The organism is Xanthomonas sp. WHRI 10204 (genome assembly GCF_040202875.1).
Taxonomy (GTDB): domain Bacteria; phylum Pseudomonadota; class Gammaproteobacteria; order Xanthomonadales; family Xanthomonadaceae; genus Xanthomonas.
The window spans coordinates 44,513-65,324 of record NZ_JBEGDW010000005.1; the positions used below are offsets into that span (position 1 = coordinate 44,513).

General features: G+C 64.9%; 19 protein-coding genes. 11 read left to right on the plus strand and 8 right to left on the minus strand.

Features of this window, described 5'->3' with window-relative positions; translation table 11 throughout:
- Window position 1: 1 nt before the first annotated feature.
- The 4 genes from ABQZ00_RS22530 to lldD all read left to right on the plus strand — a co-directional run bounded on the left by ABQZ00_RS22530 (window position 2) and on the right by lldD (window position 4,123).
- On the plus strand, window positions 2-568 hold the full coding sequence (locus ABQZ00_RS22530; RefSeq protein WP_323539213.1) for a methyltransferase family protein: 567 nt from the start codon (window positions 2-4) through the stop codon (window positions 566-568).
- Window positions 569-776: 208 nt separating this feature from the next.
- The gene (locus ABQZ00_RS22535; protein ID WP_238151945.1) at window positions 777-1,199 is read left to right on the plus strand and encodes a DUF2141 domain-containing protein; all 423 of its coding nucleotides are present in this window, start codon (window positions 777-779) and stop codon (window positions 1,197-1,199) included.
- Between the two features lie 25 nt (window positions 1,200-1,224).
- Entirely contained in the window at window positions 1,225-2,742 is a 1,518-nt protein-coding gene (locus ABQZ00_RS22540; protein ID WP_323539212.1) for a carotenoid oxygenase family protein, read from the plus strand.
- A gap of 220 nt (window positions 2,743-2,962) precedes the next feature.
- Window positions 2,963-4,123 (plus strand): FMN-dependent L-lactate dehydrogenase LldD, encoded by a 1,161-nt coding sequence (gene lldD, locus ABQZ00_RS22545; RefSeq protein ID WP_055852886.1) that lies wholly within the window; start codon window positions 2,963-2,965, stop codon window positions 4,121-4,123.
- A gap of 240 nt (window positions 4,124-4,363) precedes the next feature.
- On the opposite strand, the gene ligD is transcribed toward lldD, so the two are convergent.
- The 3 genes from ligD to ABQZ00_RS22560 are packed head-to-tail and all read right to left on the minus strand — an operon-like array spanning window position 4,364 to window position 7,839.
- Entirely contained in the window at window positions 4,364-6,481 is a 2,118-nt protein-coding gene (gene ligD, locus ABQZ00_RS22550; protein WP_323539211.1) for a DNA ligase D, read from the minus strand.
- Window positions 6,482-6,484: 3 nt separating this feature from the next.
- Window positions 6,485-7,441, minus strand: a complete 957-nt coding sequence (ku, locus tag ABQZ00_RS22555) for a non-homologous end joining protein Ku (RefSeq protein WP_115526643.1) — start codon at window positions 7,439-7,441, stop codon at window positions 6,485-6,487.
- Window positions 7,441-7,839, minus strand: a complete 399-nt coding sequence (locus ABQZ00_RS22560) for a hypothetical protein (RefSeq protein ID WP_323539210.1) — start codon at window positions 7,837-7,839, stop codon at window positions 7,441-7,443. The genes ku and ABQZ00_RS22560 overlap by 1 nt, the downstream gene beginning before the upstream one ends.
- Before the next feature lie 152 nt (window positions 7,840-7,991).
- Here ABQZ00_RS22560 and ABQZ00_RS22565 point away from each other — a divergent pair, with 152 nt between their 5' ends.
- Entirely contained in the window at window positions 7,992-8,165 is a 174-nt protein-coding gene (locus ABQZ00_RS22565; RefSeq protein WP_323539209.1) for a hypothetical protein, read from the plus strand.
- Between the two features lie 33 nt (window positions 8,166-8,198).
- On the opposite strand, the gene ABQZ00_RS22570 is transcribed toward ABQZ00_RS22565, so the two are convergent.
- Window positions 8,199-8,594, minus strand: coding sequence for a DUF779 domain-containing protein (locus ABQZ00_RS22570; protein ID WP_115515095.1), 396 nt, complete (start codon window positions 8,592-8,594; stop codon window positions 8,199-8,201).
- 453 nt (window positions 8,595-9,047) lie between these two features.
- Here ABQZ00_RS22570 and ABQZ00_RS22575 point away from each other — a divergent pair, with 453 nt between their 5' ends.
- Window positions 9,048-9,608, plus strand: a complete 561-nt coding sequence (locus tag ABQZ00_RS22575) for a hypothetical protein (protein WP_323539208.1) — start codon at window positions 9,048-9,050, stop codon at window positions 9,606-9,608.
- Window positions 9,609-9,679: 71 nt separating this feature from the next.
- Window positions 9,680-11,008, plus strand: a complete 1,329-nt coding sequence (locus ABQZ00_RS22580; RefSeq protein ID WP_323539207.1) for an XVIPCD domain-containing protein — start codon at window positions 9,680-9,682, stop codon at window positions 11,006-11,008.
- Between the two features lie 330 nt (window positions 11,009-11,338).
- On the opposite strand, the gene adh is transcribed toward ABQZ00_RS22580, so the two are convergent.
- From adh to ABQZ00_RS22600, 4 genes are all read right to left on the minus strand, one after another.
- Complete coding sequence (gene adh / locus ABQZ00_RS22585; protein WP_055852878.1) at window positions 11,339-12,868, minus strand: aldehyde dehydrogenase; 1,530 nt, start codon at window positions 12,866-12,868, stop codon at window positions 11,339-11,341.
- A gap of 254 nt (window positions 12,869-13,122) precedes the next feature.
- Window positions 13,123-13,731 carry a hypothetical protein gene (locus tag ABQZ00_RS22590; RefSeq protein WP_323539206.1) on the minus strand — a complete coding sequence of 203 codons (609 nt, stop codon included), beginning with the start codon at window positions 13,729-13,731 and terminating at the stop codon, window positions 13,123-13,125.
- Complete coding sequence (locus ABQZ00_RS22595) at window positions 13,703-13,999, minus strand: hypothetical protein (RefSeq protein ID WP_115560850.1); 297 nt, start codon at window positions 13,997-13,999, stop codon at window positions 13,703-13,705. The genes ABQZ00_RS22590 and ABQZ00_RS22595 overlap by 29 nt, the downstream gene beginning before the upstream one ends.
- A gap of 150 nt (window positions 14,000-14,149) precedes the next feature.
- Window positions 14,150-16,270 carry a TonB-dependent receptor family protein gene (locus ABQZ00_RS22600; RefSeq protein WP_323539205.1) on the minus strand — a complete coding sequence of 707 codons (2,121 nt, stop codon included), beginning with the start codon at window positions 16,268-16,270 and terminating at the stop codon, window positions 14,150-14,152.
- Window positions 16,271-16,426: 156 nt separating this feature from the next.
- Here ABQZ00_RS22600 and ABQZ00_RS22605 point away from each other — a divergent pair, with 156 nt between their 5' ends.
- From ABQZ00_RS22605 to ABQZ00_RS22620, 4 genes are all read left to right on the plus strand, one after another.
- Entirely contained in the window at window positions 16,427-17,629 is a 1,203-nt protein-coding gene (locus tag ABQZ00_RS22605; protein ID WP_055852989.1) for an amino acid aminotransferase, read from the plus strand.
- A gap of 486 nt (window positions 17,630-18,115) precedes the next feature.
- Window positions 18,116-19,126: a class 1 fructose-bisphosphatase gene (locus ABQZ00_RS22610; RefSeq protein ID WP_055852866.1), complete on the plus strand. Its 1,011-nt coding sequence runs from the start codon at window positions 18,116-18,118 to the stop codon at window positions 19,124-19,126.
- 451 nt (window positions 19,127-19,577) lie between these two features.
- Window positions 19,578-20,000: a hypothetical protein gene (locus ABQZ00_RS22615; protein ID WP_323539204.1), complete on the plus strand. Its 423-nt coding sequence runs from the start codon at window positions 19,578-19,580 to the stop codon at window positions 19,998-20,000.
- A 257-nt stretch (window positions 20,001-20,257) separates the two neighbouring features.
- A complete protein-coding gene (locus ABQZ00_RS22620) occupies window positions 20,258-20,647 on the plus strand; it encodes a hypothetical protein (RefSeq protein WP_323539203.1) in 390 nt (129 codons plus the stop codon).
- The last annotated feature ends 165 nt before the right edge of the window (window positions 20,648-20,812 follow it).

Genomic DNA, 20,812 nt, shown 5'->3' on the forward strand with positions numbered 1-20,812 from the left:
CATGTCTGCGTCCAGTCTGTTTCTCGCACTCAATCTGATCTGGGGCGGCTATGAAGTGCTGCTCAGCCGCCGGCGCCGCGCCAGCGATGGCGGCGCGCAGGATCAGGGCACGCTGCAGCAGTTGTGGCGAGTGCTGTATGCGGCGGTGGCTATTGCGGTGGCGCTGGCCTACAGCGGGCTGGCGCATTGGCCGCAGAGCTGGCAAGCGCCGCTGCAGTGGGCCGGCTGCGCCTTGATCGGCGGCGGGTTGGCGCTGCGGGTGTGGGCCATCCAGGTGCTGGCACGCTGGTTCACGGTGGATGTGACCATCCAGCCAGACCATCAACTGGTGCGCAGCGGGCCGTATGGCCTGCTGCGTCATCCGTCCTATACCGGCGCGCTGATGGCCTTCTACGGACTGGCGCTGGGCATGGGCAATGCGTTGTCGGTGGTGGCGATCGTGGTGCCGGTGACGTTGGCGTTCCTGCATCGCATCCGGATCGAAGAAGCCGCACTGCAACGCGCCTTCCCGGTTGCCTACCCGGCCTATGCCGCGCAGAGCCGCCGCTTGCTGCCGCTGGTGTGGTGAGTTGGCAGCAGCGCCTGCAACGCTGCGGGGCTTCGCGCGCTCGCACACCGGTTCGGCCTGCGCCGCATGCACGCAGGAGCAGTGCCGCACTGTCTGGTGTCGCTGCCGCATCGGCCGATCTGCGACGGCCGCCACCGCTGCCGGGTTGGCGCGCTGCGTACCATCGGGCTGCGCGCGCCGCATCCCCCATCGTTGCCAGGAGAGTTGCATGCTTGCCCGCACTTACGCCGTTGTCGCCTTGGTCAGCCTGCTTGGCAGCGCTGCCGTCAACGCCGCCGATCTGGACGTGGGCATCAGCGGCCTGCGCTCGCAACAGGGCCAGTTACGGATTGCGGTGATCGCCACCGCCGCGCAACTGGATAGCGCCCAGCCACCGGTGCAGGCGCAGACGGTGCCGATCACCGGCAGCGCACCGCATATCCAGTTCAAGAATCTGGCGCCCGGGCGCTACGCGGTGATGGTCAATCACGACGAAAACGCCAACGGCAAGCTGGACACCAACCTGATCGGCATGCCGGTGGAAGGCTACGGCTTCAGCAACAACCCCACCGGCATGCGTAAACCCGGCTTCGACGAAATCGTCTTCGACCTGCCGGCCAGCGGCAAACGCCTCAGCGTGCAGATGCGCTGAGGCCCACGCGCGAAAGGAGCCATGCATGCACCGCCGCCGTTTCCTGCAATCGTTACTGGCCGCCACCGGCAGCGCTGCGCTGGGCGGCCTTGCCTTGCGCAGCCTGCCTGCACACGCCGCAGAAGCGGCCGCATTCCAGGCGCAGTTGCAGCGCACGCCGTGGTTGCTGGGCTGGCGTAGCGTCACCAGCCCCAACCTGGGGCCGGCCACCGCAACGTTGCAGGGCACATTGCCCGAGGGATTGGCGGGCAGCCTGTATCGCAATGGCCCGGCCTGGACCGAGCGCGCCGGGTTTCGCTACGAACACTGGTTCGACGGCGACGGCATGGTGCACCGCTGGCAGCTGGGCGGTGGGCAGGTGCAGCACCGCGGACGCATGGTGGCCACCCACAAGTTCACCCAGGAGCAGCAGGCCGGGCGCTTTCTGTATCGCGCGGCCGGCACCTCCGTGCCGAACATGCAGCCGGCGCGCAACAATGACGACGTCAACACCGCCAACATCTCGGTCACGATGCTCAATGGCCGCCTGTTCGCGCTATGGGAAGCCGGCTCGGCGATCGAACTGGACCCCGATGCGCTAAGCACCATCGGCCCGGTCACCTGGCGCGAGGATCTGGCTGCGATGCCGTTTTCTGCGCACCCATTGACCGACCACGATGGCAGCGTCTGGAATGTCGGCTCGATTAGCGTGGTGGGCTCCACCGGCGTGGTGCTCTGGCACCTGGGCGCCGATGCCACGTTGCGCAACGTGCAGCTGCTGCAGACCGATGCGCCGGCCTATATGCACAGCTTTGCGATGACCGATCGCCATCTGATCCTGGTCATGGCGCCGTATCGGCGGCTGGACGGCGACGGCGCGTTCTTCGAGCAAATTCGCTTCACCCCGGACGCGCCGTGCCGGATTGCGGTAGTGCCCAAGGATGCACTGGACCAACCGCGCTGGTTCGAGGCCGACTTTGCGGTGGCCTATCACTTTGCCGATGCCTACGCGCAGCAGGACCGCATCGTGGTGCGCGCCATCGTGCACACCGATCCGGAAGAAGCCCGCTCGCCGATGCGTGCGGCCATGCACGGCGACCCGAACGCCAAGCCGGCAGCGGTGCAGCTACGCAGCCTGCATCTGGACCTGGCCAGCGGCCGCGCGCACTGGCAGGTGCATCCGGTGGATAACCTGGAACTGCCGCTGTTCGACCACCGCACCCCACGCACGCAGGGCGCACGCCTGTATGCGCCGTGCATCGATGGCCCGAACCAGTCGCCGTTTCTCAACGCCGTGGCCGGCTACGACCTGGAACGCGACCGCCGCCAGGTGCACCGCTACGGCCCGCATGTGCTGGCCGAAGAACATGTGTTCGTCGCCAAGCCGGGCAGCACCCGCCCGGATCAGGGCTGGCTGGTGGGAACGGTGCTCGACACCCAGCGCGCACGCACCGGGTTGATGGTGCTGGACGCACAGCACATCGATGCCGGGCCGATCGCGCAGGCATGGCTGCCCTACGCGATTCCGCTGGGATTCCATGGGCATTTTGTGGCGGCTGCGTAGCGCGGCCGAGGACCTGGCCGCGCTTGCGTCCTGTGACCGCTGACAACCTGATCCACCGAGCGACGCCTGGCGCGTTGCGAACGACAAGGCCATCGCCACACTGACGAACAGCGTGGCCGTTGTAAGACACGCGTTGCTACCAACAGACGCGCCGCCCATCCCCGCAACACACCGATCGCCTTACACTCAACGGCTACCCCGCAGCTGTCGTCCGTCTTCGATGATCATTTCTGCCGCTTCCGATTACCGTGCCGCTGCGCAGGCGCGCTTGCCGCCGTTCCTGTTCCATTACATCGATGGCGGCGCCTACGCCGAGCACACGCTGCGGCGCAATGTCTCGGATCTGGCCGATATCGCGCTGCGCCAGCGGGTGCTGCGCAACATGTCCGACCTGAGCCTGAGCACCGAGCTGTTCGGCGAAACCCTGGCGATGCCAGTGGCTTTGGCACCGGTCGGGCTCACCGGCATGTATGCCCGGCGCGGCGAAGTGCAGGCCGCACGTGCGGCGGCCGCGCGCGGGATCCCGTTCACTCTCTCCACAGTGTCGGTGTGCCCGATCGAAGAAGTGGCGCCTGCCATCAGCCGGCCGATGTGGTTCCAGCTGTATGTGCTCAAGGACCGCGGCTTCATGCGCAATGCGCTGGAGCGCGCCAAGGCGGCCGGCGTCACCACGTTGGTATTCACCGTGGACATGCCCACGCCGGGCGCGCGCTACCGCGATGCGCACTCGGGCATGAGCGGGCCCAATGCATCGCTGCGGCGGATGCTGCAGGCGGTGACGCATCCGCGCTGGGCGTGGGACGTGGGCCTGCTCGGCAAACCACATGATCTGGGCAACATCTCGGCCTATCGCGGCAGCCCCACCGGCTTGCAGGACTACATCGGCTGGCTCGGCGCCAACTTCGACCCGTCGATTGCGTGGAAGGATCTGGAATGGATCCGCGAGTTCTGGACCGGGCCGATGGTGATCAAGGGCATCCTGGACCCGGACGATGCGCGCGATGCGGTGCGCTTCGGCGCCGACGGCATCGTGGTGTCCAACCACGGTGGACGCCAGCTCGATGGCGTGCTGTCCAGCGCACGCGCGTTGCCGGCCATTGCCGATGCGGTGAAGGGGCAGCTCAAGATCCTGGCCGACTCGGGCATCCGCAGTGGGCTGGATGTGGTGCGCATGCTCGCGCTCGGCGCCGATGCGGTGTTGTTGGGCCGCGCATTCGTCTACGCGCTGGCGGCCGGCGGCCAGGCCGGTGTAGAGAATTTGCTGACCTTGATCGAGAAGGAAATGCGCGTGGCGATGACGCTGACCGGCACGCATTCGATTGCCGAGATCAGCGGCGATGCGTTGAGCCGGGTGACGCGCGAGAACGCTGTGTCGCCTTGAATCGGGAATGGAGAATCGGGAATCGGTAAAAGCGCTTGGCCGCATTGGTTTTGCTGGGTGCATGCCGGGCAGTAAGCAATGGCGGCGTTGTCTGCCATCGCTCCGCGCCTTTTCTCTCAGCCGGCTAGAGCGGCTGCAGTCTTTGCTTGAGCGGGCACGATGCTTCGACATCGGGACGTACGCGTATCTCCTACGCCGTACTGGTTCTGCGTAGCGACTGCGCAGCCGTCGTGTCGATCGTTAGCGCTTGCCCTCGCCTGTCGGCAACCGTTGCTTCACTGCCAGCACCTCCGCCCACGGGTCACTACGCTGTCGCTTGGCACGTTGCACGGCCTTGTCGATCGGAAACGCATCGGGCCCGCTGATCTTGCCGAGCTCTTCCCAGTGCAGCGGTACTGCGACGGTGGCCTTCGCGCGCGCGCGCAGCGACCACGAACACACGCTGGTGTTGCCGCGGCCGTTACGCAGCCAGTCGACAAAGATCACCCCATGCCGCTTGTCCTTGCTCATGGTGGCCACGTAATGCTCCGGCGCCTGTGTGGCCAGCGCCTGCGCGAATGCCTCACAGAAATCGCGCGCTTGCTCCCAGCTGGCATCGGGCACGATCGGCACGACGACATGCAGCCCCTTGCCGCCGGATAAGCGCACTGCGCTTTCCAGTCCTGCCGCACGCAGCTTGTTGCGGATGTCGCGCGCGGCAGCCACCACGGCGGACCAGGCGACCTGTTCGCCCGGATCCAGGTCGAATACCAGGCGGTCCGGATGCTCCGGGTCGTCGATGCACGACCCCCACGGATGCAGCTCCAGTGTGTTCATCTGCACCAGCTCGAGCAAGCCGGCTGCATCCTCGATATACAAGTAATCCTCAGTGCCGCTTTTCTGCTTGAGCGCAATCGCCTCGATATGCGTGCCCAAATGCCGGCCCTGGTGCTTCTGAAAGAAACAGTCGCCACCCACGCCATCGGGGCAGCGCAGCAACGACAGCGGCCGGCGCGCAACTTCCAGCAACACCAGCGGTGCGACGGCACGGTAGTAGGCCGCCACCTCGCCCTTGCTGATGCCCAGCGCAGGAAACACCACACGCTCGGGATGGGTGATGGTGACGCCGTCGGTGGGCAGCGCCGCCGCTGTCTTCTTCGCCGTGGCCGATGCAGTGCTGGTGACGCTCGACGCTATGGATGTGCTGCTCTTGGATGCTGCCTCGCCAGCACGTGTGCGTGTGCTCGCAACGCTGCTCGTGGTCCTGGAGACTTTTTTGGTCGCGGTCTTCCGCTTCGCCACGCTCGATTTCGCTACCGCAGCGCGTGTCTTGGTCGCGCGCTTGGCGGGTGCAGCGCGGTCGCCACCTAGATCGGTCATGGGTTTGTCTTGCCGTAAGCGCTTGAACGCGGCCTGCCGCAACAGCCCTTGCTTGGCCCAGCCACGGAATGCCACTTCGGCGATCAGCGCCGGCCGCACCCAATGCACATCGCGCGGACGGCCCGGCAGATGCGATGGCAGTTCCAACGTGGCGGTGTCGCTGTGCAGCGCACGCAGTTGCGTGGTGATCTTGCCCAGCAATGCGTCATCGAAACCGGTGCCCACGCGGCCCACGTAACGCAGCGCCTTGCCGTCCAGTTGTGCAAGCAGCAACGCACCGAAGCCGCTGCGCGCGCCCTTGGGATCTGTGTATCCCACCACCACAAACTCGTCGCTGTCTTCGTGCTTGATCTTGACCCAATCCGCACCGCGGCCGCCGTGATACGCCGCATCGGCGCGCTTGCTGACGATGCCTTCCCAGCCCTTGTCGGCACTGGCCGCAAATACCGCTGGCCCGCGTCCGATCACATGGTCGCTGTAAGCCAACGTGCCCGGGGTGTCGCCCAGCAATGCACGCAGCAGCTGTTTGCGCTGCAGCAGCGGCGCGGCGCGCAGATCGACGCCGGCCAGACCGAGCAGATCGAACACGAGATAGCGCAGCGGCTGCCGCACGCTGCCATCCAGCGCCCGTTGCAATGCGGAGAAATCGCTACGTCCCTGCGCATCCAGCACCACCAGCTCACCATCCAGCCGCGCGTCGCGCACCGGCAACGCCTGCAGCGCGCTCACTACCTCCGGGAAGCGCTCGGTCCATGCCTGATCGTTACGCGAGCGCAGTTGCACACGGCCATCGACCAGGTCGGCCAGCAGGCGATACCCATCCCATTTGATTTCGTGCAGCCATCCATCGCCGTCTGGGGCCTGCTCGCGCAGCAGCGTGAGCTGCGCACGCAAGTCGGTCGGACACGGCGCATCGCGTGCGCCATCCAACTTCAGTGCATGCGTGCGCCAGGTGGCTTGCGTTGGGCTGCGCTTGGTGGCGTGGTCGTGCCGGCCCATCGGCTAGCCGGCCTTGCGCCGCGGTGCGGCTTTTGCAGCGGTTTTCTTGGTCGCCTTGCTCGCCGTCTTCTTGGTGGCTTTCTTTGCGACCTTCTTGGTTGCAGCCTTTTTGACCGACGCAGCGTTCGAGCCAACTGTGCCGGTCCTCTTGGCTGGCGTGCGCGTATTGGCCTGCAGGCTTTTTTGCAGCAAGGACATGAAATCCACCACATTGGTGGTGGCGTCTTCATGCTGGGTGGGTTCCACCTCCACCTGCGTGGTGCCGCCCTTTTCCTGGATGCGCTTGCGCAGGATCTTCTCGAGCTTGCCGCGGAATTCGTCGTGATAGTCCTCCGGCTGCCAGGTGCCGGACATCGACTCGATCAGCTGCCTGGCCATCTCCTGTTCCTTGGGCGTGATGCGGTACTCACCCACCGCACCTGCCGGCAATTTGAAGTCCTGCGGGTCCACCACTTCCTGTTGATAGCGCAGCAGCAACAGGATCAACGCATCACCCTGCGGCATCACCGCGGCTAGGTATTCGCGGGTGCGGATCACCACCTTGGCAATACCCACCTTGCCGGTGTCGCGTAGCGTTTCGCGCAGCAGCACATAGCCCTTTTCGGCCTTCTTGCCTGGCACCAGGATGTAGGGCTTTTCGAAATAGCGCGGGTCGATGTCGGCCGCATCGACAAAGGTTTCCACCTCCACCGTCTCGTGGCTTTCCGGCGACGCCGAGCGGATGTCCTGCTCTTCGACGATGACGTAGCTGCCCTTGTCGTACTCGAATGCCTTGACGATTTCCTTCCACGGCACTTCATCGCCGGTATCGGCGTTGACGCGCTCGAAGCGGATCGGCTTCTTGTCGCGCGAGTCGAGCATGCGGAAGTGCAGGTCCACCTTGCGTTCGCCGGACATCAACGCCACCGGCACATTGAGCAAGCCAAACGACAGGGTTCCGGTCCAGATCGGTCGTGCCATCAGTGCGCCGCTCCGTGGATGGCTGCGTCGGGAATATGGTCCAGCGCCAGCCACGCGTCCTCGACGATGGTGCGCGCATGCGGCCAGTCCAGGCGCGAATTGTCGCGCATGCTGTCCCACTGCGCCGCCAGCGCCTGTTCGCAGTGCGCATCATTGCCGCGCGGCCAGTCTGCAGCGTGGGTCAGGCGGGCGAACGCATAGGCCGGCGACAGATCGCGCCAGGTGGGCCCGCCCCGGCGGCGGCGGCGCTGGTAATCGGCCAGGCTGTAGCACTGGAAGTCCTGCGCCACACCGACTGCATCGACTTGTGGTCGCTTGCGATGGGTCCGCTTGGCCGCGGCAGGCTCCACCTGCGCCCTGAACAGGCGACGGTCGGGACGGCGGTCCTGGGGGCGCATGGTCTGCTCCACGGTGCAGCATTGAGGGCCCACATCAGTAGCGCCGCTGCCGTGATCCAGACGTGAGAAATCCGCTTATATCGTGCGATTTGCGTGCCCTTCACCACGCACGCGCTGAACTGGCAGCCCATCCAGACACCAGGAGCGGCGCCATGTCCCGCGACCCCTTACGCGACCAACCCACCCAACCGGGCGAACAGCACGGCAAGCGCGATGCCGAGCACTATGAGGATCGCGGTGCAGGCGATGCACCAGGCCGCTTGATCCCGGCCGATGACGACACCTTTGCCAAGACCCCGGGCAGCACACCGGCAGCCGAGCACTGACAGCGGCGCGATCGCGGGGCGAGTCTGGCGGTGCTAGGCCCGCCCCGCCGCCTGCAGACGGCGGAACTCGTCATCGCTGAAGAGCCGCGAGCGCACCAGAAATCGCACGCCTTCGCCATTTTCCAGCGAGAACATGCCACCACGGCCTGGCACCACATCGATGATCAGCTGGGTGTGCTTCCAGTACTCGAATTGCGGCGCGCTGATGTAGAACGATGCGCCGCCGATCTCGCCCAGCAACACGTCGCGATCGCCAACGATGAAGTCGCCCACCGCAAAGCACATCGGCGACGAGCCATCGCAACACCCACCGGATTGATGGAACAGCAGATCGCCGTGCCGCGCACGCAGTGTGTCGATCAGCTGTAATGCTGGCAGCGTGGCCATAACCTGCAATGGCAGGTCCGTCTGAGTGATCGTGCCGTGCATCATCCGCCTCCAATGGCCGCGTCAGGCTGCCATATCGCGCACGATACGCCCCTCGCAGTCATGCTGGCGCGCATGCATACGACAGTGGATGTGGCTGTCGCGTGTGTCGGTCGGAACGGTCGTAGCCACCCAGGTGTTCTGCAGGGGGCCTGTACCGCTTGAGGTCAAGCGGCAGGAGGCAAGTCAGATTCGGCCGTATCCGCGATCAACCATTATCCGAGCACCGGACAACCACGCAGCCTGCGCGTGCGCCCGCTCCCCACAGCCGCATGGAGCGCAGACATGGCGGTACGCGCAAGAGGCGCCGGCCGCGCGGACGCAGCCGATAGTCGCCGCCCTCACATGCCACTCGTACACTCCGCCTTTGTGCGCCATCCGCATCCGCCCGACGCCTGCGCGTCACGTGGTGCTGGTCACTGTGCGCTTTAACGCTCATACGGAAGGAACCACACCATGAAGCAACGCCTGCTCACCGCCGCCCTGCTTGCCCTGCTACTGCAAGGCTGTCAGGCGCCCGAGTCCACTGCCGCCGCCGATCCCGCTGCGCCGACCTCCACGGCCACGACAACCGCCGCCCCGGAACCGGCACCTCCGGCCACCCCGGCAGCACAGCGCCCCGCGCTGCCCCAGGGAGCCTGCGAGAAAACCGAAGACGGCTTCTCTGCGTTTCTGGAAGCGATCGTCGCCGATCCGGCGTTACGCGCGGCCTACAGTGCCCCACACGTCGAAGAACGCGACCTGCGCGACCCGTCCAAGCCGGTGGACCGCCCCGGCGAGCCGTTCCGGCTGGTCCTGATCGATTCGCGCTGGTCCTACGACGAACCCGACAAGCAGCCCGAGCAACTGACGCGGGTGAAGCTGGAGCTCAAGCCCGACGGCGAGCGCATGCGCGCAGAGTTCATCAGGGCCGAGTTCTCCCCCGACGAAGAAGTCATCAAGACCGTCGGGACACCGGAGGCCTATGTGTTCGACTACACGCAGCAATGCTGGCAGTTGACCCAGCATCTGCGCTGATCGGCGGCTAGCCCGCCCGCAGGCTGACTCCGTCACTCTTGGTTGTCTCGCTATCAATAAGGAAATTGCACATGCCCAGGCACACCATCGTCGAATCGGTCGGACGCGGCGTCCAGCACATCCACGACTACGAAGACATCGAGCGCCATCACCCCACGCGCGGTAACGAGCGCGGGCGCGTGTACGGCACCGTCAATGGCGAGCGCGAAGAACTGCTCGGCAACTACAACGGCGCGGCAACCGTCTCGCGCGATGGCGACCATTACGTGTCGAAGGATTTCGTGCTGCAGGCCGGTGGGGCCAGTGCGGTGCCGGTGCCGGCCATTGCCAGCGGCTATATCGGCCGCGTGGATGCCAGCGACGGGATCGTGCAGATCTACGACAAGCCCGCCTCCGATCCGAGCCGCGAAATGATCGCGCAGTACCGGCATCTGGACCTGCGCAATACCCAGCTGGAAACCGGCGCGCGCATCGAATACGGGCAATCGGTGGGCATCCAGGGCGGCTTCAACAACGGCAATCCCAGTGCGTTCGGCAAGCACGTGCATGTGGACATCAACACCAGCTACCTTCCACAGGCCGAACGCTATGTGCGCGACATCAGCAGCGGCGCGATCACCACCGATCAGCGCCCGCAACACGCCCAGCCCAACCTCACCGGTACGGCCCAGGTGACGGACATTTCAGGCAATGGCCGCACAGTCGCTGCGCCGGGCGGGGCCGCGGCGGTGAGCGCCGCTCCAATGGCCGATGGCGTGCTGCGCAAGAACGAACACGGACCGGACGTCACAGCGCTGCAGCAACGCCTCAATGCGCTGGGATACACCGATGCCCAGGGCCAGGCATTGGGCACCGACGGCAAGTTTGGCGATCGCACCCTGCAGGCTGTGCAGGCATTCCAGCGCGATCACCAATTGAACGATGACGGCATCGCCGGCCGGGACACCTTCAAGGCGCTGGCCGGCGCCCAGCCGCGCCAGCCCGAGCATGCCGCTGCCGCGGAGCAACGTGACGCGTCATCGCGCCAACCGCTGTTGTCCGATCAGGCGCATCCGCAGCATGCGATGTACCAACAGGCAGTGGGCGCGCTGGAAAAGCTCGGTCCTGCGGGCGGGTTCAAGGACCGTAAGGAGCTGGAGCAGGCCGCCGGCACTCTCACCCACGACGCCAGCATCAGCGGGCTGACCCGCATCGACCACGTCACGCCCAACAAGGCGGGCAACGGTCTGTTTGCGGTGGAAGGCAGGCTAGACGACCCGGCACACCGCCGCGCCTACGTCGATCGCGACCAGGCGGTGCAACAGACGCTTGAGCAATCGACGCAGAAACTGCGGCAGGATCTGCCGACCGGCATCGAACAAGAGCCGGCGCGCGAAACCAACCGCGCGATGGCGATGTAGCCGGTTATCGGTTATCGGTTATCGGTTATCGGTTATCGGTTATCGGTTATCGGTTATCGGTTATCGGTTATCGGTTATCGCAACATCCTGCAGGCGGCAGGGTCTGCTGCCTGCGAGGAGTTGCTGCATGCGCGATTGATCGATCGGGACACGCGACGAACAGTTGCAACGTGACAACGGACTGCGTGCAGGAGCTACGTTCGGATGATACGAGCCGCAGCGCGCAACGGCCCTTCCGTCGTCTACTGGTCACGCTGACACCCACGCTGCGGAGGCTCCGTGCCTGCGCTGTTGATGGCGTGCCGCCCGAACAGGCGGCACGCCATCGGCTCAGAAGAACCCCAGCGCTTTCGGCGAATAGCTCACCAGCAGGTTCTTGGTCTGCTGGTAATGGTCGAGCATCATCTTGTGGTTTTCGCGGCCGATACCTGATTGCTTGTAACCGCCGAACGCAGCATGCGCGGGATAGGCGTGATAGCAGTTGGTCCACACGCGCCCGGCCTGGATCGCGCGGCCCATGCGGTACAACCGCGACGCATCGCGACTCCACACGCCAGCGCCCAGGCCGTAGAGCGTGTCGTTGGCAATCGCCAGCGCCTCGGCTTCGTCCTTGAAGGTGGTGACCGACACCACCGGCCCGAAGATCTCTTCCTGGAACACGCGCATCTTGTTGTGTCCCTTGAACACGGTGGGCTTGACGTAGAAGCCCTCGGCCAGCTCGCCATCGAGCGTGTTGCGCTCACCACCGATCAACACTTCGGCACCTTCCTGCCTGCCGATGTCGATGTACGACAGGATTTTTTCCAGCTGCTCGCTCGATGCCTGCGCGCCAACCATGGTGTTGGGATCGAGCGGATTGCCCTGCTTGATTGCGGCCACGCGCTTGAGCGCTTTCTCCATGAACTTGTCGTAGATCGATTCCTGGATCAGCGCGCGCGAGGGGCAAGTGCACACCTCGCCCTGATTGAAGGCGAACAGCACAAAACCTTCCACCGCCTTGTCGAGAAAATCATCGTCTTCGGCCATTACATCGGCAAAGAAGATGTTGGGCGATTTGCCGCCCAGCTCCAGCGTCACCGGAATCAGGTTCTGGCTGGCGTATTGCATGATCAGCCGGCCGGTGGTGGTTTCGCCGGTGAAGGCGATCTTGGCGATGCGCGGGTTGCTGGCCAGCGGCTTGCCGGCCTCCAACCCAAAACCATTGACCACGTTGAGCACGCCGGGCGGTAGCAGATCGCCGATGACTTCCATCAACACCAGGATCGACGCCGGCGTCTGTTCGGCCGGCTTCATCACCACGCAGTTACCGGCCGCCAGTGCGGGCGCCAGTTTCCAGCATGCCATCAGCAGCGGGAAATTCCACGGAATGATCTGCCCCACCACGCCGAGCGGCTCGTGGAAATGGTAGGCGATGGTGTCGCTGTCGATCTCGGAAATGCCACCTTCCTGCGCCCGGATCGCGCCGGCAAAATAACGGAAGTGATCCACGCACAGCGGCACATCGGCATTGAGCGTTTCGCGCACCGGTTTGCCGTTGTCCCAGGTTTCGGCATAGGCCAGCAATTCCAGATTCTGCTCGATGCGGTCGGCGATCTTGAGCAGCACATTGGAGCGATCGGTGGTGGAGGTCTTGCCCCAGGCCTCTTTTGCCGCGTGCGCAGCATCCAGCGCTGCCTCGATATCCGGTGCGGTGGAGCGCGCAATCGAGGTAAACACCTTGCCGCTGATCGGCGTGGTGTTGTCGAAATACTGGCCGCCGTGCGGTGCAACCCACGCACCGCCGATGAAGTTGTCGTAGCGCGATTTGAAGATGGACTGCGGGTCGGTATTGAGCGGTTTGGTTGAGGCAAGCGCGTTCATCATGGTCTCCTGGCAGCGTGGTCCGATGCGAACGTGTATACCCGCCCAAGTGCTAGCGCAATGTCATGTCAGGCGCTGTTGCGCTGCGTCATTTCCTGCTACGCAGAAAGACTGGTTTTCCCGCTCAAATGCATTGCAGCGCATCATCGCCTATAGGCGTAAGGCGACGATCAACAGGCAGTAAAGAGCGCGTGTGGCGGCAATACCGATGGCAGCGTGACGTTGATATCGGCGTGCGGGCACTGTCGCCAAGGTCAACGCGTGGTTGTGTGTGTCCCTGACGGCATCGGCTCGTCCAGCGGTGCCTTGCAGTCGGCGACGCTTTTTTGATGGTAGGAGCGCAACTGCCATGCAGCAGCCGGCGTCTGCTGCCATTCATAGACCCAGCGATAACGCTGACCGGCGTTGCACGCATCGATGGTGACTTCATCGCGCGGCTGACCGCGTACCGGCAGGGGTGCTGCCTCGCCTGCAGCGTCGGTGCGAGTGCCCAATGGACGATCGAATAAGGCAGTGCTGATGCGAATAGCGCCCAAGTCGGCAGCGCTGGCCGGCGGCGCAATCTGCCGGGGCTGTGTCTTCAGCCTCGACTGCTGCAGCAACCAGCTGTGTATCTGGGCCGTGGCCGCAGTGCCGGCGGGATAGTCGCGCACGACATGCAGGTCAACGTCTGCCCTGGCCACATTGCAGGCCAGCAGACACGCCACCGTCGCCGAAAAAACCAACGCTTGCTTCCAGGCTGTCATCGTTGCGCTCCTTGCAGTGAATGAGTGATCCAAACTATCACGCACGTGTTGAGTGACGACAGCCTTCTTCGCATAGCGCGACGCTGCTTCAAGCCGCCGTCGTACCTCCTGCGGCACGCCATGCCTGCACTGCCGCAAGCACGCGGTTGCCATGCAGGGCGCTGCTATCGCGCACGGCATAGGCGTGTGGTCTGGCTTGTACCTGCGCGGCAAGCTGAGCGCAGGCGGCGTGCGCATCTACCAACACATCGGCGAGCTCTGTTGCGTTCAACGACAGCAGGATCGAGAAGCCGGTGGCCGACATCGTGCAGTTGATGTCCAGCCAGTAGCGGCTGTCCTCGCGCAGGAGAAACCAGTCAGCGGGGGCGTGATCGATGACGCGCATGGTGTGACCTGGCGTTTTACTGAAGATGCCTCTGCGCGCTGCTGTGGCAGCCGCGTAGCGAGGCGTGCTATCGGGACGGCTTCGTCGCGCCCGGGTGCGCTCCTACGGGGCAGCGGGCGCGTTGTTGGACGCGCACCGCCTGCGGCCTAGTCAGCCACCAAAATCCCACTGCAGCCCCACCGTGTACGTGCGATCCGGACCCGGCTCGTAATAACGCCCGTTGCCATCGTTGACGATCACCGAGCCCACGTACTGCCGGTCCAGCGCGTTGTCGATGCGTGCAAACGTACGCAGCGCACCCTGCGCAGTGGTCCAGCGGCGCGAGGCTTCCAGATTGACCAACGCATAGCCGGGCGCGCGTTCGGTGGCAAGGTCGTTGGCCACGGTGGCGTCGGAGGCCACCGTTTCGGCGGCGAACTGCCACTGCGCCGGTTGCCACTGCCAGCGCGCGAACAATTGCTGGCGCGGCACGCCGGGCAGGCGCGAGCCGCTGGCCACCGGTGCGGTGGGCGTGGCGCAGCCGCTGCTGGCGCAGGTGAGATAGCCATCGCGCACGGTGGCGTCGACAAACGTATAAGCCAGCTGCACTTGCTGGGTGGCGCCCAGCGGTTGCTGCCAACTGAGCTCCGCGCCCTGGCGGCGGGTGGCGCCGATGTTGCGGAAAGTGCTGCGGCCGTTGGTATTGCTGGCCACCGCAAGTTCGTCGTCAGTATCGGCGCGAAACAACGCCACCTGCAGCGCCGCGCCGCTCTGCGCGCGCCACTTGCTACCGACTTCGTAATTGCGGCTCGCGGCCGAGCCCAGATCCAGCGCCAGACCGGCGGCGCCATCGTTGCGATAGCCCAGCTCGTTGAAGGTAGGCGTTTCGAAGCCGCGTCCGGCCGAGGCGTAAAAACGCAGATCGTCAGTGGCGCGGAACACGATGCCGCCCACCGGCGTGGTGGCCGAATAATCGCGCCGCCCGCTATCGTCGGGATTGCGGCCCACGATGTAGTGGTCGTCCGACTTGAAACGTACCTGGCTATGCCGCACGCCCAGCAGTGCCGACCAGCGGTCGCTCCACTGCCACCAGGCCTGCGCAAACTGGTCCACGTTTTCGACCTGGTCGCGCTGATTGCGGCGCAGCGCGCCCTGCACGCCCAACGTGGCGCCGACGAAGTTTTCGTAGCCAGTACGGTGCTGCCGTTGGCGATCGACGTTCGCGCCCACGGTGAGCTGCAGCGGCCGGCCCAGCGCCTGCCCCTGCCACGCCCAGCGCGCGTCGGCGCCTTCGTAATTGCTGTCCAGATCGATCACGCCACCGGCGTGCAGCGGGTTACGCTGCACCGCCACCGGCACCGCCAGAAACTGCTCCACGCTGCGCTGGCCGCCATAGGCCATCAGCCGCAGCGTCTGGCTGTCGAATTGCTGGGTGAAGATCGCCCCGGCCTGCGATTGACGCACCGATTTGCGGGTATTGAATTGCGTGGCCACCGATGTGGCCTGGCGCGGGTCGGCGTTGAATTGCGCGCGGGTCAGACCCAGCGGGTCCTGCGCATCGGGCGCGTCGAGATAATTGAGCACCAGATCCAGGCGGCTGCCGGGCGCCAGATCAAAACCGAGCTTGGCGTTGACCGAGTCGCGCTTGGCGCGGCTATGGTCGCGGAAGCCAGCGGTTTCGAAGTGATTGGCGGCCAGGTTGTAGTGCACCGCGCCCTGCTGGCCGAGCAACTGCGCGCCCACATTGACGGTGGCATTGCTGCCGTAGGTGGCACGCAGCCGCCACGGGTCATCGGGCTTGCCGTCGGCGCTCCATAGCTGCAGCACGCCGCCGGAAGAGTTGCCGTACAGCGCCGAAAACGGCCCGCGCAGCACTTCCACCCGCTCGGCGCCCAGCACGTTGAAGTGCGACAACTGGCCCTGACCATCGGGCATGCTCGCCGGGATGCCGTCCACCAGCAGGCGCACACCGCGTACGCCAAAGGTGGAACGCGCACCGAAACCGCGGATCGACAGCTGGGTGTCCTGCGCGTAATTCTGGCGGTCGCGCGCCACCAGCCCGGGGATGCCGTCCAGCAGCTCGGACACCTGCGCGCCGCGGCGGTTGTCGTCGTCGGCCGACACCACGGTGAACGAGGCCGGCAGGTCGAAGTCGTCCACCCCGTGCACGCGCGCGGCATCCACCTGCACGGCTGGCAGCAGCTGGGGTGTGGGCTCGGCGGCCAGGGCGGGCGCAACGGCGCTCGCAACGAACACGCCGCACGCGGCGGCCAACAAGGTGAGTCTGGGCATGCGCGTAGTGTCCCTCATCCGTCCTGTGGCCGTATCGTTGCGTGCGGAACGAAGCATGCTACGCCCGCCACGCCCTGCTACGATGAAGTGGTTTGGCCCAGCAGCGGCCAACGATCCGGAAGTACCCCACTCTTTCGTCCTTCAGTGAGTCATGCCGTGTCCTTCTTTGCAAACGTAGAACAGGTTCCAGGCGACCCCATCCTGGGCCTGACCGAGGCCTACAACGCCGATAGCCGCCCCAACAAGGTCAACCTGGGCGTGGGTATCTATTACGACGAAAACGGCCGCATCCCGCTGCTGCGCGCCGTGCACAAGATCGAGCAGCAGCTCGCGCAGGAAGCCAAACCGCGCGGCTATCTGCCCATCGACGGTCTGGCTGCCTACGACAAGGCCACCCAGGAGCTGCTGTTCGGTGCCGAATCGGCACTGGTGGCCTCCGGGCGCGTGGCGACCTCGCAGACCGTCGGCGGCAGCGGTGCGCTGCGCGTGGGCGCAGACCTGCTCAAGAAGTTGCTGCCCACCTCCACCATCGCCATCAGCAACCCGAGCTGGGAAAACCACCGCGCGGTGTTCGGCGCGGCCGGCTTCGAGGTCGTGGATTACACCTACTTCGACGCAGCGACCCACGGCCTGAACTTCGACGGCATGCTCGCCGATCTGGCAAAACTCGAACCGGGTACGGTGGTGCTGCTGCACGCCTGCTGCCACAACCCCACTGGCGCGGACCTGACCAAGGACCAGTGGAAGCAGGTTGCCGGCCTGTTGAAGGAACGCAACCTGTTCCCGTTCGTGGACATCGCCTACCAGGGCTTCGACAAGGGCATCGAGGCCGATGCCTACGCGGTGCGCCTGCTCGCTGCCGAAGGCATCGACAGCTACGTGGTGGCCAGCTCGTATTCCAAGTCGTTCTCGCTGTATGGCGAGCGCGTGGGCGCGCTGTCGGTGGTCTCGGCCACTGCGGCCGAAGCCAAGGCTGTGCAGTCGCAGGTCAAGCGCATCATCCGCACCATCTACTCCAGCCCGTCCACGCATGGCGCCGCACTGGTGGCCGGCGTGCTGACCAGCCCGGAACTGCGCGATGTGTGGGAACAGGAATTGACCGAAATGCGCGAGCGCATCCACGCCCTGCGCGCCGGTCTGGTCGAGCGGCTGGCCACGCTGGGCTCACCGGAATTTGAGTTCATCCAGCGCCAGGCCGGCATGTTCTCGTACTCGGGCCTGACCAGGTCGCAAGTGGACCGCCTGCGGGACGAGTTCGCCATCTACGCCGTGGGCACCGGCCGCATCTGCGTGGCCGCATTGAGCCAGCGCAATCTGGACTACGTGGCCCAGGCCGTGGCGACCGTCAGCCGGATGTAAGCGGCCACCGATGCGGTTGACCGCATCGGTCGATCTACGCAACGCAAGTACCGGGAGCGCGCAAGCCTCCCGGTTTTTTTATGCCCGCGCAGCAGAGCCTTTGGCAGGCCTGCGGCCACACGACGCGCTCCACAGCCCACCGCGGACAATCCACGTGACAGGGCGGCGACACGTTCCAGGCCCGACGCCGTCGCTTGCCAGAGGCACAAGCCGCGAGCGACGACAAACGCTTCGCCTGCCAGTGCCGCATGCGCGGGAGCAGCCACGCTATCGGCCGGCGACGCGCACTGCCTGCTCCCTTCCCCCGCCCGCGGGGGAAGGTGCCCGAAGGGCGGATGGGGGCAAGCGCAGCGCAGCGCAACCATCCCAGCCCCCCATTCGCACATGTTCGATCAACCGCGCTCCGAAACGCGCAGCAAGTGATCGAAATCTAACGGCGCAATGGCGACAATGGCGGCCCACTTCCTACACAGGCTGCCCGCCCCCATGTCGCGTCCCTCGCTGACCCGCTTCCTGATCGAAGAACAACACGCCGGCCGTATCGATGCGGAATTGCGCCAGCTGATCACCATCGTCTCGCGCGCCTGCAAGCGCATTTCCATCGCCGTGAGCAAGGGTGCGCTGGGCGGCGTGCTCGGCGACGCCGGTACCGGCAACGTGCAGGGCGAGGCGCAGAAAAAGCTCGACGTGCTGAGCAACGACATCCTGCTCGAAGCCAATGCCTGGGGCGGACACCTGGCCGCGTGCGCCTCCGAAGAAATGGACCACAGCCAGCCGGTGCCCGACCAATACCCCAGCGGCGATTTCCTGCTGCTGTTCGACCCGCTCGATGGCAGCTCCAACATCGACGTCAACGTCTCGGTCGGCACCATCTTCTCGGTACTGCGCGCGCCCAAGGGCACCGAAAAGCCCGGCGACGAACACTTCCTGCAGCCGGGCACCCAGCAAGTCGCCGCCGGCTACTGCATCTACGGCCCCAGCACCATGCTGGTACTTACGCTGGGCCACGGCACCCACGCCTTCACCCTGGAGCGCGAAGAAGGCAGCTTCCTGCTGACCCAAGCCAACATGCGCGTGCCCGAAGACACCGCCGAATACGCCATCAACATGTCCAACCAGCGCCACTGGGAACCGGCCATGCAGGCCTATGTGGGCGACCTGCTGGCCGGCAAGGACGGCACCCGCGGCAAGGACTTCAACATGCGCTGGATCGCCAGCATGGTCGCCGACGTGCACCGCATCCTTACCCGCGGCGGCATCTTCATCTACCCCTGGGACAAGAAGGACGCCGCCAAGCCCGGCAAGCTGCGCCTGATGTACGAAGCCAACCCGATGAGCATGCTGGTGGAACAAGCCGGCGGCGCGGCCACCACCGGGCGCGAACGCATCCTCGACATCCAGCCCACACAACTGCACCAGCGCGTGCCGGTGTTCCTGGGCTCGAAGAATGAAGTGGCGCAGGCCACGCGGTATCACCTGGATGCGGATAAGGCGTAACGCCGAGTTTCGGCTTGGCCACGGACAAGGCCTGGTTTACTCAAGACACCCGCCTGGTGCGGGCGTCTTGAGGATTGTCGCCAGGAGTGGCGTATTCGTTGGTGATAGATCGCAACTGTGCCAACGACCGCAGAGGCCTGGCGACCTACACGAGCGCATGTGTCGCTCGCCTCGCGCCCTATGCCGGTTCCTGGCAGGGCCTGCTATTTGAGACAGGCCAGTAACCAAAGTACGTTGTGTACACGTACGCACAAGGTGGATCTGCACGTGTGGACATCCACAGCGCGCGTGCAGGTGATCTGCTCTGCCCCAGGCAGGACGTGCATTGCAGGCTTGATGACAGCGACCGCATCCGCATTGGAGAACTGGCGTGTTGATCTTGAATGCGACCTTCGCGGCGACGCAGCCGACATGACGTGGGCCGCTTTAGCGCAAGGCCCTATTGCTAGCCATGGCACAGGTGGCGAAAGCGGGCTTGAAGATTCTTGTCATATCGATTTACGCCTGCCTTACCGCGTCGTTTTTCAGCAGCTTCATCCTTTTCACCATGGCAGTATTTTTCGGCGATGCTGATAGTGCAGGCAGCCTTCTTTCTGGTTTTTTTGTTATTTCATTCGTCATGGGTTTGCCTGCATTTCTGGTTCTGGGCGTGCCCGTATTGCACTTGATTCCCAGGCTGAAGCACGCGCGTCCTCGCTACGCGGCCCTGCCCGGGGCAATCAGTGCAGCGATCGTCGACTGTTGGCTGTACTTGTTTAGCCATGTCCCGGAGCTAACCGATTCCCTGCGGGCTGCGACGATATTTTTTGGATCCAACATCGTCTGGGCCGCATTCGCCGGCTTGCTGTATCAGTACACCAGGAAATCACCGTAAAACGCGCAGCTGCAGCGTATGGCCGTGGTGTTCCTTGCTGCGCACCACCAAACGCAAGACATGCTGGACTGCAGGATGTTCGCGCGGCGCACGGTGCCTCCATGCTCATCAGCATGGCACGCGTTTTACCATCCAGATGTCGATCTATGGCGCGAACGGATAGCCACATGTTGCATACCAGGGGACGTTGACGCACGCGCATCCATCCACAAGTATTGGCGCGCTCGCACTCCCGCCGCGCCAACCGAGCTGTACCGATGCGTATGCGCACTGCCCGTTGCCTGCTGGTTGTTGTTGGCTTGGTACTTCCGTACGCGGCGCGACTGCCGTATGGCATGGACTGGTTGCGGCAATACACCGACACCGGCTGGGGCGGGTGGCTGTTGTTGGGCGGATTCAACGCAATCGCCTGGGGGGCGCTGCTGGCGATCAGTTTTGCGTACCGGCGGGCGGTCGCGCTGCTAATGCCGTGCCTGCTTGGCTTCGGTGCGTTGGCCTGGGCGCACGCCACGCTGGATCTGCGTGCCGACGCGCAGTCGGCGCTGGCGCTGATCTTCATTCCAATCTATGCGCTGCTGCCCATCGCCATCGGCGGCCTGCTGGGCTATCTGTTGGACCGGCGATTGCGGGCTCTACCTGCACGCTGAGTCCGCCATGGCGCATTGCCTGGAACCCAGGGTTTACGCGATGGGCATGACGGAGCTGCAGATGGAGCTGCCAGATGCCGCGTCGCCGCTGCCCCCTTGACCGCCATCGCCCGCACCAGCCAGTCTCGGGGGCTGGCGCGGCGGGGAGTCGTGCCGCTCGCCTTC